This window comes from Kitasatospora sp. NPDC048298 (assembly GCF_043201465.1).
Classification (GTDB): Bacteria; Actinomycetota; Actinomycetes; order Streptomycetales; family Streptomycetaceae; genus Kitasatospora.
In genome coordinates, this window is record NZ_JBICYZ010000062.1 from 46,808 (window position 1) to 58,943 (window position 12,136).

Genomic DNA, 12,136 nt, shown 5'->3' on the forward strand with positions numbered 1-12,136 from the left:
CCGTTGTCCCGGGGGGACAAAGAACCAAAGCCGTGTCGCCGTGCTCCCGCCATGGGTGGGTTCGACTGCGGTACGGTCCAATAAACCGCTCTTCACATGAGCACCAATCGGATGCGCCGCGGCCCAACAGCCTCCCGGCGCCGTTGAGTGGCAGGAGGGACGGGGCGGCAACGCCCCGCATGGATGGACGTCAAGCGATACTTCCGTGCGCCGATCATGTGGATCGTGCTGGCCGTCCTCGCCGTCATCGTATTGATGCAGGTCGTTTCGGACTCGAACGGCTACAAGACGGTGGACACCGGTCAGGTCGTCGCGGCGATCGACGCGCACAACGTCAAGTCGGCGCAGATCACCACCGGTGACTCGAACACGATCAAGATCCAGCTGAAGGACGGCGCAACGCTGCCCAGCTCCGGCACGGGCAAGACCCCGTCCGGTACCAAGTTCCAGGCCTCGTACATCGGCGACCAGGGCGTCGCCATCGCCGACAAGCTCCAGGCCCAGGTCAACGACAAGGACCAGAGCACGCTCGCCGAGGGCTACACCATCAGCCCGGAGAAGCAGAGCACCTTCGTCAGCCTGCTGCTGTCGATGCTCCCGATCGTGATCATCGTCCTGGTCTTCCTGTTCCTGATGAACCAGATGCAGGGCGGCGGCTCCCGGGTCATGCAGTTCGGCAAGTCCAAGGCCAAGCTGCTCACCAAGGACACCCCCAAGACCACCTTCGCCGACGTCGCCGGCGCGGACGAGGCGGTCGAGGAGCTCCACGAGATCAAGGAGTTCCTCCAGGAGCCGGCCAAGTTCCAGGCCGTCGGCGCCAAGATCCCCAAGGGCGTGCTGCTCTACGGCCCGCCCGGTACCGGCAAGACCCTGCTGGCGCGCGCCGTCGCGGGCGAGGCCGGCGTGCCGTTCTACTCCATCTCCGGCTCGGACTTCGTCGAGATGTTCGTCGGTGTCGGCGCCAGCCGCGTCCGCGACCTCTTCGAGCAGGCCAAGGCGAACGCCCCGGCGATCGTCTTCGTCGACGAGATCGACGCCGTCGGCCGGCACCGCGGCGCGGGCCTCGGCGGCGGCCACGACGAGCGCGAGCAGACCCTCAACCAGCTGCTGGTCGAGATGGACGGCTTCGACGTCAAGGGCGGCGTGATCCTGATCGCCGCGACCAACCGCCCCGACATCCTGGACCCGGCGCTGCTGCGCCCGGGCCGCTTCGACCGCCAGATCGCGGTGGAGCGCCCCGACCTCCAGGGCCGGCTGGACATCCTCAAGGTGCACCAGAAGGGCAAGCCGATCGCGCCCGACGTCGACCTGTCGGCCGTCGCCAAGCGCACCCCCGGCTTCACCGGTGCCGACCTGTCGAACGTCCTCAACGAGGCGGCGCTGCTGACCGCCCGTTCGGACAAGAAGCTGATCGACAACGGCATCCTGGACGAGGCGATCGACCGCGTCGTGGCCGGTCCGCAGAAGCGCACGCGGATCATGTCCGACAAGGAGAAGAAGATCACCGCGTACCACGAGGGCGGTCACGCCCTGGTCGCGGCGGCCTCCCCGAACGCGGACCCGGTGCACAAGATCACCATCCTGTCCCGCGGCCGGGCCCTCGGCTACACCATGGTGCTGCCGGACGAGGACAAGTACTCCACCACCCGCAACGAGATGCTCGACCAGCTCGCCTACATGATGGGCGGGCGCGCGGCGGAGGAGCTGGTCTTCCACGACCCGACCACCGGTGCCTCGAACGACATCGAGAAGGCCACCGCGACGGCCCGGGCCATGGTCACCCAGTACGGCATGACCGAGCGCCTCGGCGCGATCAAGTTCGGCTCGGACAACTCGGAGCCGTTCCTGGGCCGCGAGATGGGCCACCAGCGCGACTACTCGGAAGAGGTCGCCGGGCTGGTGGACGAGGAGGTCAAGAAGCTCATCGACACGGCGCACAACGAGGCCTGGGAGATCCTGGTCGAGAACCGCGACGTGCTCGACAACCTGGTTCTGGAGCTCCTGGAGAAGGAGACCCTGAACAAGGAGCAGATCGCCGAGATCTTCGCCCCGATCGTCAAGCGCCCGGCCCGGCCGGCCTGGACGGGCTCCGCCCGCCGCACGCCGTCCACCCGGCCTCCGGTGCAGTCCCCGAAGGAGCTGGCGCTCACCAACGGCGCCGCCTCCGTGGAGAGCGCTCCGGTGGACGTCGTGAAGCTCCCGCCGCTGCCGGCCGAGCCGCCGACCGAGGGCTGACCCCCACTCCGTAGGGAATGGATGCCGCGTCACCAGGGTTTGTACCCTGGAGGCGCGGCATCCGTGCTGTTCCGCCAGAGCTCTTCCCACACGTAAGCGAGGCCCGCATGATCGACCCGGTGACGTTCGACGGTCCGCCCGCCGTCGGTACCTTCGACCAGAAGCGGGCCGAGAACGCCATCCGCGAGCTGCTGCTCGCCGTCGGGGAGGACCCGGACCGCGAAGGCCTGCTGGAGACGCCGGCCCGGGTCGCGCGTGCCTACAAGGAGATATTCGCGGGCCTGTGGCAGGAGCCCGAGGACGTCCTCACCACCACCTTCGACCTCGGCCACGACGAGATGGTGCTGGTCAAGGACATCGAGCTGACCTCGGTCTGCGAGCACCACCTGGTGCCGTTCCGCGGTGTGGCCCACGTCGGGTACATCCCGTCCACCAGTGGCAAGATCACCGGGCTGTCCAAGCTCGCCCGGCTGGTCGACGTCTACGCCCGCCGGCCGCAGGTGCAGGAACGGCTGACCAGTCAGGTCGCCGACGCGCTGATGCGGATCCTGGAGCCGCGCGGGGCCATCGTCGTGGTCGAGTGCGAGCACATGTGCATGTCGATGCGCGGCATCCGCAAGCCCGGCGCCAAGACCATCACCTCCTGCGTGCGCGGCCAGCTGCGCGACCCGGCCACCCGGGCCGAGGCGATGAGCCTCATCATCGGCCGCTAGGGCGGTCGGCGGGGGTCCGCTCAGAGCACCTCGTGCTCCGCGTGCGGCGGGGCCGGGGTGCCCAGGGCGTTGCGGCGCTCGGGCATCCGCAGCGTGACCATCCGGCGCCAGCCGTAGGCGTGGTCGTACAGGTAGAGCGCCTGCACCCCGAGGGTGACCAGGGTGAGCTGCCAGCGCGGCCAGCGCAGGATCCGGGCCATCCGGGCGGTGACGGCGAGGCCGACGTCCCGGTGGGTGCGGATCTCGCCGCGGGCGCTGGTCTCCAGGGCGTGCCGGATGTACGGGCCGTGGCCCTCGGAGACCAGCCGCAGCAGCTCCTCGTGGCAGTAGGCGAGGTGGTTGTCCTCGTCGGCGGAGATCATCCGCATCGCCCGGCCGAGGTCGGGGTTGTGCTCGTACACCCTCACCAGTTGGCGCATCTGCTCGGCGGCGCGCTGCTCGGTGACCCGGCTGTGGGCGAGGTAGGTGATGATCTCGCGGTCGGTCAGCGGGACGTCGCTGTTCAGCCGCTCGTGCGAGAGGCCGACGCCCTGGCGCTCCAGCAGCATGCAGTAGTCCGCCTCGTCCGGCACGGGCACCCTGGGCAGGCCGCGCTTGTGCAGCAGCCCGGCGAAGATCCGGCCGTGCTTGCGCTCGTCGGCACCGTGCCGGGCGACCTTCGGGGCGAGGACCGGGTCCCGGGTGAGCGCGGCGATCCGCTCGTTCTCCCAGCCGCCCTGGTCCTCGCCGCCGGCCGCGATGCTGCAGAACAGCTGGTACGCCTGGTCGTTCCGGTAGATCTCGTCGAAGAGCGAGCGGGTGCTCAGCACGGTGCCTCCTGCGCGGGTCCGGGGCGGCGCCCGGCGGGGGCCGACGGGCGGTCGCGATACGTTCCCCCGGGCCGCCGGCCGTTCCGGGCCGACCGTCGGGTAATCACTCAGCTGTCCTAGCCCGGGTGCGGGCCCGGCTCGGGTGCGGCCTAGCCCAGGTGCGCGCCCAACCATTCGAGGGTGGCCGGCAGCTCCCTGGTCCAGCTCTCGAAGTTGTGCCCGCCGTCGTTCAGGTAGAGCGACTCGATGGTGAACTGCGGGTTGGCCGCCGCGACCTTGGTGGCCTGGTCGACGAACTGGACGGTCTGCGGGTAGTCACTCTCCGTGTGGGTGGAGACGGCCAACAGGTTGAGCGTCGGGACCGGCAGGTTCTGCAGCCGCCAGCCGAGGTCGTGCTGCTGGGCCAGCTTCGTGTCGCCGTTGAAGAGGTCGCCGCCGGTGTAGTTGTCCTGGCGCACGGTGAAGTCGCCGTGCAGGCTCGCCGCGTTGCCGTAGACGTTCGGGAAACGCATCGCCAGGCGCAGCGCGCAGCTGCCGCCGGTGGAGTAGCCGAAGGTGCCCCAGGAGCCGGCCGTGCGGCCGACCCGGTAGGTGCTGCGGATGGCCTCGGGGACGTCCTTGACGAACCAGGTCTCGGTGCGCGGCCCGCCGGGGACGTCCACGCACTCGGTGTCCCGGGCGGGGACGACCGCGGGGCGGGCCAGCACCAGGATGGTCGGCGGCATCTTGCCGGTGCGCTGCAGCTCGATCGCGGTCTGGGCGAGGGGGAGCTCCTGCAGCAGGTTCAGCGTGGTGCCCGGGTAGCCGGCGATGGCCAGCAGGACGGGGAAGCGGACCAGGGCGAGCTTCTGGTCGAAGTACGCGGGCGGCAGGTAGACGAACATCTGGTCGGAGAGGCCCGTCTCCTTGCCGTTGACCCGGATCGACTCGATCCTGCCGACCTCCTCGGGCGGGCCCTTCGGCAGGTTGGTGACGGCCTCCAGGCCGCCCTCGGTGGTGGGCTCGACCAGTGCGTCGGGGGCCGGGGTGCCGCCCTTGTGGTTCTCGTTGCTGGTCAGCGCGAGCTTGGCGCCGCCCGGGCTGAGCAGGTCGTCCCAGGAGGTGTAGAACCCGAAGGAGTTGTTCACCGACAGCGCGAGCACGGCCAGGACGGAGGCTTGAACGACCGTCAGCAGTCCGATCCGGCCGAGTACCGGCAGTGGGCGCTGGGGTGCCAGTCGTGGCCAGAGCCACAGGGTCGCGACGACGGCCACAACGCCGAGTGCGAGCAGCGAGTTCACCAGCGCTTCGCTGGTCAGTTCCATGCCGTCGGCCTTCCGGTGGGACGCTGTCGGTGCAGGCTCCATCGTCTGGCGGTCCGTCAGGTCCGGCCACCGCGACTAGGCTGTCCGGATGCTCGGGCGGGCCGGGTGGGGCGGGGGGAGCCGCGGGGCAACCGGCGCCCTAGAATGCGGCGTCCACCGTACGTAACGCGTCCCGGAGGGTCCCGTCGCGCCACGTTGCGGCGGGCTCCGGGCTCCCGCCGCCGGCTCAACCCGCAGCGCGACCACGGCACCGGTTTACCGACCGTTTCCGGGTCCTTGGTATGCGCATTGCCTGATGAAGGAATAGGCATGAAGGTCCATCACGCGTCCTCCTCCGGAGTGACCGGACACCGCACCGCAGCCTCTACGCTGAGCTTCCATGAGCGTTCCCGTGTCCGTTGAGCCGAGCCCCGAGCAGCCGCCCCGCCGTCGCCGCGGCCTGCAGACGCTGCGCACCCAGGCGGCCGCCGTCCCGAGGGCCTGGCTCCCCGGAGCGGTCGGCTACGCCTGTCTGCTGATCGGGCTCATGGACATAGCCAGCGCGGTGTTCCCCAAGCTCCGGCACACCAGGGTGCACACCTTCGCCGGGCAGCTGCCGGGCGGCACCACCAGCCTGGCGGCGGTCGGCACGCTGATGGTCGGCATCCTGCTGGTGCCGCTGGCGCACGCGCTGCGCCGGCGCAAGCGGCGGGCCTGGCGGGCGGTCTGCGTGCTGCTGCCGGTCAGCGCCGGACTGCACATCGTGCGCTGGCACCAGATCGGCCCGGCGGTCGTCTCGCTGGTGGTCCTCGTCGTGATGCTGGTCCACCAGCGCGAGTTCTACGCCAAGGCCGACCCGCGCACCCGCTGGCGGGCGCTGGTCAACCTGATCGTCATGGGCGCCCTCAGCGTGCTGCTCGGCCTGCTGATCGTGAGCACCCGGACCAAGTACGAGATCGGCCACCCCGGCCTGACCGAGCGCCTGCAGCACGTCGGCTACGGACTGTTCGGCTTCGAGGGCCCGGTCCGGTACAGCAACATCCGGATGTCCGACCTGGTCGCGTACCTGCTCGGCGGACTCGGCCTGCTGACCGCCTTCACCACTGCCTACCTGGCGCTGCGTCCGGGCAAGCCGAAGCCCGAGCTGACCGCGGAGGACGAGGACAAGGTCCGCGAGCTGCTCAAGCGGCACGGCGAGCGCGACTCGCTCGGCTACTTCGCGCTGCGCCGCGACAAGAGCGTGCTGTTCTCGCCCACCGGCAAGGCGGCGATCTCCTACCGGGTGGTCTCCGGCGTGATGCTGGCCTCCGGCGACCCGGTCGGCGACGTCGAGGCCTGGCCCGGCGCGATCAAGGTGTTCATGGCCGAGGCCCGCGAGCACGCCTGGGTGCCGGCGGTGATGGGCTGCAGCGAGGTCGGCGGCGAGGTCTGGACCCGCGAGGCGGGCCTGGACGCGCTGGAGCTGGGTGACGAGGCGATCGTGGACACCGCCACCTTCTCGCTCTCCGGCCGGGCCATGCGCAACGTGCGCCAGATGGTCAAGCGGATCGAGCGCAACGGCTACTCCTGCCGGGTGCGCCGGGTCTCCGAGCTCACCGCCGAGGAGAAGTACCGGATCGCCGACGCCGCCGCCCGCTGGCGCGGCACCGACACCGAACGCGGCTTCTCGATGGCCCTCGGCCGCTTCGGTGACCCGCTGGACGACGACTGCGTGGTGGTCACCGCCCACAAGGCCCCGGAGGAGGGCGAGGAGGGCGACGACCTGAAGGCCGTGCTGCACTTCGTGCCCTGGGGGCCGGACGGCATCTCGCTGGAGCTGATGCGCCGCGACCGCGCCGCCGACCCCGGCCTGAACGAGCTGCTGATCGTCGCCGCGCTGCAGGCGGTGCCCGCGATGGGCGTGCGCCGGGTGTCGCTCAACTTCGCGATGTTCCGCTCGGCGCTGGCCCGCGGCGAGCGGATCGGCGCCGGCCCGGTGCTGCGCGCCTGGCGCGGGCTGTTGGTGTTCCTGTCGCGCTGGTTCCAGATCGAGTCGCTGTACAAGTTCAACGCCAAGTTCCAGCCCGAGTGGGAGCCGCGCTTCCTGGTCTTCCCGAGCACCCGGGACCTGCCGCGGATCGGCTTCGCCGCGATGCAGGCGGAGGCCTTCATCACCCTCGGCATGCCGCGTTTCGGCCGCAAGCGCCAGCGGGAGGGGCTGATGCCGGTCCCGTCGACCCGTGAGGTCACCGAGGCCGCCTGAGGCCCGCCGCCGCCCTCCGGGGCCCGCCGGTACGGAACGGGGCCCCCGCCGAGAACCTTCGGCGGGGGCCCCGTTCGATAATGGGAAGCATGAACGATTCGCCGTCTTTCTCCCTGCCGGCCGGCCTGCCGCGACTGGAGCGCTGTGCCGTGATGGGCGTTGTCAACGTCACGCCCGACTCCTTCTCGGACGGCGGGATGTGGCACGACCCGGCCAAGGCGATCGCGCACGGCCTCGCACTGCGGGCCCGCGGCGCGGACCTGGTGGACGTCGGCGGCGAGTCCACCCGGCCGGGCTCGCAGCGGGTGCCCGAGGAGGAGGAGCTGCGCCGGGTGATCCCGGTGGTGCGCGAGCTCTCCGACGCCGGGGTGATGGTCTCCGTGGACACCATGCGCGCCTCGGTCGCCGAGCGGGCCGTCGAGGCCGGCGCCGTGATCGTCAACGACGTCTCCGGCGGGCTCGCCGACCCGGCGATGGCCCGGGTGGTCGCCGAGACCGGCGCCCCCTTCGTGGTGATGCACTGGCGCGGGCAGTCCGCCGACATGGACCGGCTGGCCGTCTACGACGACGTGGTCCGGGACGTGGTGACCGAACTGACCGACCGGGTGGACGCGCTGCTGGCCGCCGGGGTCAAGGAGGACCAGGTGATCCTCGACCCGGGGCTCGGCTTCGCCAAGACCTCCGAGCACAACTGGGCGCTGCTCGGCCGGCTGGACGCGCTCACCGCGCTCGGCCGTCCCGTGCTCGTGGCGGCTTCGCGCAAGCGGTTCCTGGGTACGCTGCTCGCCGACCCGGCAACCGGGGAACTGCGCCCGGCCCGGGAGCGCGACGACGCGACGGCCGCGGTGTCGGTGCTGTCCGCCCGGGCCGGAGCCTGGGCGGTGCGGGTGCACGACGTGTCCGGCACGGCGGATGCCGTCCGGGTCGTCGCGGCCTGGCAGCACGCGGCGCGGTCGGTGTGAGGGAGGGTCTGTGACAGGTGACGGCAGGTTGAGCGGCGGTACGGCCGGGCGGGCTCGCGAGGCGGACGTGGAGGCCGTGCTCGCGGCGAACCGGGGGCTCTACGAGGCGCTGGAACGGGGGGACCTGGAAGCGGTCGAGGACGCCTGGCTGGGCGCCGCCGACGCCGACGACAAGGGCGGGGTGGTGTGCGTGCACCCGGGCTGGCCGGTCCTGCGCGGCCGCGCCCAGGTGACCCGTTCGTACATGCTGATCATGATGAACACGGAGTACATCCAGTTCTTCCTGACCGATGTCGAGGCCGAGGTGCACGGGGATGTGGCCCTTGTCACGTGCACCGAGAACATCCTGTCCGGCGGTGAGTCGGAAGAGGAGGGGGAACTCGGACCACTGGTCGGCGGAAAGGTCGTGTCGACGAATCTGTTCCGTCGCACCCCGGCCGGGTGGAAGCTCTGGTCGCATCACGGTTCACCCGTTCTGACCAGCGGGGACGACGACGAGGAGAGCTGATTCCGGCGGCCGCGGAAATGCGCTGCCGAGAAGTCGCCGGAAATTTCCGAGTGGTCACCGAACGTTCACGTCAATCGCCATATCGGCGCGCGTGGCGTCGGTTCGTGCCGGGTAGGACGGTCAGGCGTTGTCCGTGCTCGCGGGTAGATTCGAAACGGAGTGGCGGGCGTGCTGCCCGCCTTCGCCCTGCCCGTCCATGCCTTTCTCCGGGTGGGGCCCGTCCGACTGGGAGCAGTGATTCGTTTGCTGGACCGCGTCACCCTGCGGGGGCTGCGAGCCCGGGGCCACCACGGCGTCTTCGAGCGCGAGCGCGTCGAGGGGCAGACCTTCGTGGTCGACCTCGTGCTCTACCTGGACACCCGCCCCGCCGCGGCCGGAGACGACCTCACCCGCACCGCGCACTACGGCCTGGTGGCGGAGGAGGTCACCGCGATCATCGCCGGGGAGCCGGTCGACCTGATCGAGACGCTGGCCCAGCGCATCGCCGACCAGTGCCTGAAGCACGATGCGGTCGAGGAGGTCGAGGTCACCGTGCACAAGCCGGACGCCCCGATCACCGTGCCGTTCGACGACGTGACCGTGACCATCCACCGGGGCCGCGCATGACCCCCACCGCGCGCCCGGTATCCGATGCAGAGGGATTTCTTCGATGAACAGCAGCGACACGCCGAACGCGTTCGACCTGGAGAGCCGGGTGGACTCCGCCGACACCACGCTGCACAGCCAGCGGTGCGCGGTGATCGCGCTCGGCAGCAACCTGGGCAACCGGCTGGACACCCTCCAGGGCGCCGTCGACGCGCTCGCCGACACCCCGGGGCTGAAGATCAAGGCCGTCTCCGCGGTGTACGAGACCGAGGCCGTCGGCGGGCCCGAGGAGCAGCCGAACTACTACAACGCGGTCGTGGTGCTGCAGACCTCGCTGCCCCCGCGGGACCTGCTGGAGCGCGGCAACGCCATCGAGGACGCCTTCGGGCGGGTGCGGACCGTCCACTGGGGCCCGCGCACCCTGGACGTCGACATCCTGGCCTACGAGGGCGTGCTGAGCGACGACCCGCAGCTGCTGCTGCCGCACCCGCGTTCGCACGAGCGGGCCTTCGTGCTCGCCCCCTGGCTGGACGCCCAGCCGGAGGCCGAGGTGCCCGGGCACGGGCGGGTGGACGCGCTGCTGACGGCGCTGGGCGGCCCCGACGCGCAGGGCGTGAAGCGCCGCGACGACATCCGGCTGACGCTGCCGGAGTGAGGCCGTAGCAGGGCCGCCGCGGGGCCTGGGGGAGCCCCGCGGGGGCCGGCGGCCGGGGCCGTCGCCCGGGGAACTCGACCGGGGGCCCGGCCGTACGAGTAGGTGACCGTCGTCGGCGCGGGTGTCCGCCCGGCCGGGCCCGGTACGGTGGCTTGGCGTCGCCGCGCCGGGCCGCCGGGCGGTCGGCCGGTTCTGGTACCCGGGAAGGACCTCCTCCGCGTGAAGCTGCTTCGCCTCCGTCTGCTGATCGGCATCACCGCCGCCACGACGGCGCTGTCCTGGGCCGGCTCCAAGCTGTGGGCCTCCGTGGACACGCTGCCGGCCGTTCCGGCCGCGGCGCCGGTGGTGCTGGCGGCGGTGGCCGTGATCCTGCTGGCGACCGCGCTGTCGCTGCGGGCCCGGCTGAAGGCGGTGCGCGAGCGGCAGCCCGGGGCGAAGGGGGTCGACCCACTGCTGGCGGCCCGGGCGGTGGTGCTGGGGCAGGCCAGCGCGCTGGTGTCATCGGTGGTCACCGGGATCTACGCGGGGGCCGGGATCTACCTGCTGGGCGAACTGGACGTGCCGGCCCGCAAGGACCAGGCCGTGACGGCCGGGCTCGTGGTGCTGGCGGGGGCCGCGGTGATCGCGGCGGCGCTCTGGATCCAGCACGTGTGCAAGCTGCCGGAGAACCACGACGACCCGCGTGGTCCGGCGGCGTCGCACCGCTGAGACCGCCGGGGCCTCGTTGAGCAGGGCTTTCTTCGTGATCTTGGGTGAGAATCCGGGCACGTGCGGTAAAAACCGCCCCCTGTCAAGGGCGGAAGGGGACCCTGGGCTGACACGCCCCCAATTCGCACGCTAGTTTCTTGGACATGTCTCGCGGACGCCACCGTCATTCCTCCGTCCTCGGCCGGGTCTTTCCCCCCACCGCCGCCGGCGTGCTGCTGGTCGCCGCGCTGGCCGGGCTGCTTTTCAGTCAGGACACCGTCCTGGTGCGCTCGGTGGGCGTCGCGGCGGTGATCGCGACGCTCGGCTTCGCGCTGCTGCTGCGCCAGCGGGACAAGGCGGCCCGGGCGGCCGCCGAGATGTCCTCGGCGCAGCGGCTGCGCGCCGAGGAGCGGTTCGAGGAGCAGTTGGCCGAGGCCGAGTACGCGGCGGAGGTCGCCGAGGAGCGGGCCACCCGGTTCGGGCGGCGGCTGACGGCGGAGAAGTCGCGGCTGGCGAAGGCCGAGACCGAGATCGCCCGGCTGCTGCGCGAGCGGGCCGTGACGGTGGCCGAGCAGGCGCTCAAGGAGGCCGAGGCGGCCCAGCGGGCGCTCGCCGCGAGCCGTCCGAAGTACCCGGCCAGCCCGGCGGCGTACGTGCGGGCGGCGGCTGTGCTGCGGCAGCTGGAGCGCCGTGCGGCGGAGCAGGAGGCCCGGCGGGCGCGGACGGCGGGTGCGGAGGTGGCTCTGCGGGCGCGTACGGCGCCGGCGCCGACCCCGGTGCCCGCCCCGGTGGCCGTACCGGCTCCGGTGGCGCCCTCGGTGCCCACGCCGGAGCAGGCTCCGGCGGCCCAGTCGCCGGTGCGGCCCGCGCCGGTGCGTCCGGCGCTGACCGCGACGGTGGGTCAGCTCGGCGGGACGCCGGCCGCGCCCGCCGCGGCGCCCGCGCCGGCCGAGCGGCAGCGGCCGCGGCCGGCCCAGTCCGGGCAGGCGCGCGGGCAGGGCTTCAGCTTCTTCGGCCGCGGCTCGGCCGCCCCGGCGCGCCCGGCGGCCCCGGCGCCGGCCGTGGGCAGCGTCGCCGAGCTGGGGGAGCGCGCCGACCTGGCGGACGTGGTGGGCGACGAGGCGGTGGCCGCGAAGGCCGAGGCCGACGCCCGGGCGTCGGAGCCGGCCGAGCGGTCGGAGCAGGGCGCGCCGGCCGTGGTGGACCTGACGCCGGAGGACGAGACCGAGCTGATCCAGCTGCCGGAGCTGCGCGCCTCGCGCTGAGGGCGCCGGGCCCGCCGGGCCCCGGAAACGAGAACCGGGGGGGGGGGGGGGGGGGGGGGGGGGGGGGGGGGGCCGCCCGGGGGGGGGGGGGGGGGGGGGGGGGGGGGGGGGGGGGGGCTCGGGGGGGGGGGGGGGGGGCCGGGGCCGAGGCGGCGGCGCAGGAGGACGGTGGCGAGGGCGGCGGCGGCCAGG

General features: G+C 72.4%; 11 protein-coding genes. 9 read left to right on the forward strand and 2 right to left on the reverse strand.

From position 1 onward, the window contains the following. The first annotated feature begins 183 nt into the window (after positions 1-183). Positions 184-2,235 carry an ATP-dependent zinc metalloprotease FtsH gene (gene ftsH / locus ACGF0D_RS33745; protein WP_392882595.1) on the forward strand — a complete coding sequence of 684 codons (2,052 nt, stop codon included), beginning with the start codon at positions 184-186 and terminating at the stop codon, positions 2,233-2,235. 107 nt (positions 2,236-2,342) lie between these two features. Then, a complete protein-coding gene (gene folE / locus ACGF0D_RS33750; protein ID WP_049654054.1) occupies positions 2,343-2,948 on the forward strand; it encodes a GTP cyclohydrolase I FolE in 606 nt (201 codons plus the stop codon). A gap of 20 nt (positions 2,949-2,968) precedes the next feature. On the opposite strand, the gene ACGF0D_RS33755 is transcribed toward folE, so the two are convergent. Both ACGF0D_RS33755 and ACGF0D_RS33760 read right to left on the reverse strand, forming a co-directional pair. Next, positions 2,969-3,757 carry a ferritin-like domain-containing protein gene (locus ACGF0D_RS33755; RefSeq protein ID WP_392922735.1) on the reverse strand — a complete coding sequence of 263 codons (789 nt, stop codon included), beginning with the start codon at positions 3,755-3,757 and terminating at the stop codon, positions 2,969-2,971. 149 nt (positions 3,758-3,906) lie between these two features. Beyond that, positions 3,907-5,061 (reverse strand): alpha/beta hydrolase, encoded by a 1,155-nt coding sequence (locus ACGF0D_RS33760; RefSeq protein ID WP_392922738.1) that lies wholly within the window; start codon positions 5,059-5,061, stop codon positions 3,907-3,909. A gap of 379 nt (positions 5,062-5,440) precedes the next feature. Between ACGF0D_RS33760 and ACGF0D_RS33765 the strand changes: the two genes are divergently transcribed. The 7 genes from ACGF0D_RS33765 to ACGF0D_RS33795 all read left to right on the forward strand — a co-directional run bounded on the left by ACGF0D_RS33765 (position 5,441) and on the right by ACGF0D_RS33795 (position 11,944). Then, on the forward strand, positions 5,441-7,282 hold the full coding sequence (locus ACGF0D_RS33765) for a phosphatidylglycerol lysyltransferase domain-containing protein (RefSeq protein WP_392922741.1): 1,842 nt from the start codon (positions 5,441-5,443) through the stop codon (positions 7,280-7,282). 80 nt (positions 7,283-7,362) lie between these two features. Further along, positions 7,363-8,244 carry a dihydropteroate synthase gene (folP, locus tag ACGF0D_RS33770; RefSeq protein ID WP_392882584.1) on the forward strand — a complete coding sequence of 294 codons (882 nt, stop codon included), beginning with the start codon at positions 7,363-7,365 and terminating at the stop codon, positions 8,242-8,244. 28 nt (positions 8,245-8,272) lie between these two features. Continuing rightward, positions 8,273-8,752, forward strand: coding sequence for a nuclear transport factor 2 family protein (locus ACGF0D_RS33775; protein WP_392922744.1), 480 nt, complete (start codon positions 8,273-8,275; stop codon positions 8,750-8,752). Positions 8,753-8,998: 246 nt separating this feature from the next. After that, entirely contained in the window at positions 8,999-9,358 is a 360-nt protein-coding gene (gene folB / locus ACGF0D_RS33780) for a dihydroneopterin aldolase (protein ID WP_392882701.1), read from the forward strand. 43 nt (positions 9,359-9,401) lie between these two features. Further along, positions 9,402-9,992 (forward strand): 2-amino-4-hydroxy-6-hydroxymethyldihydropteridine diphosphokinase, encoded by a 591-nt coding sequence (gene folK, locus ACGF0D_RS33785; protein ID WP_392882580.1) that lies wholly within the window; start codon positions 9,402-9,404, stop codon positions 9,990-9,992. A 219-nt stretch (positions 9,993-10,211) separates the two neighbouring features. Beyond that, positions 10,212-10,700: a DUF3180 domain-containing protein gene (locus tag ACGF0D_RS33790; RefSeq protein ID WP_392882579.1), complete on the forward strand. Its 489-nt coding sequence runs from the start codon at positions 10,212-10,214 to the stop codon at positions 10,698-10,700. Between the two features lie 143 nt (positions 10,701-10,843). Beyond that, the gene (locus tag ACGF0D_RS33795) at positions 10,844-11,944 is read left to right on the forward strand and encodes a hypothetical protein (RefSeq protein WP_392922747.1); all 1,101 of its coding nucleotides are present in this window, start codon (positions 10,844-10,846) and stop codon (positions 11,942-11,944) included. Positions 11,945-12,136: the final 192 nt, after the last annotated feature.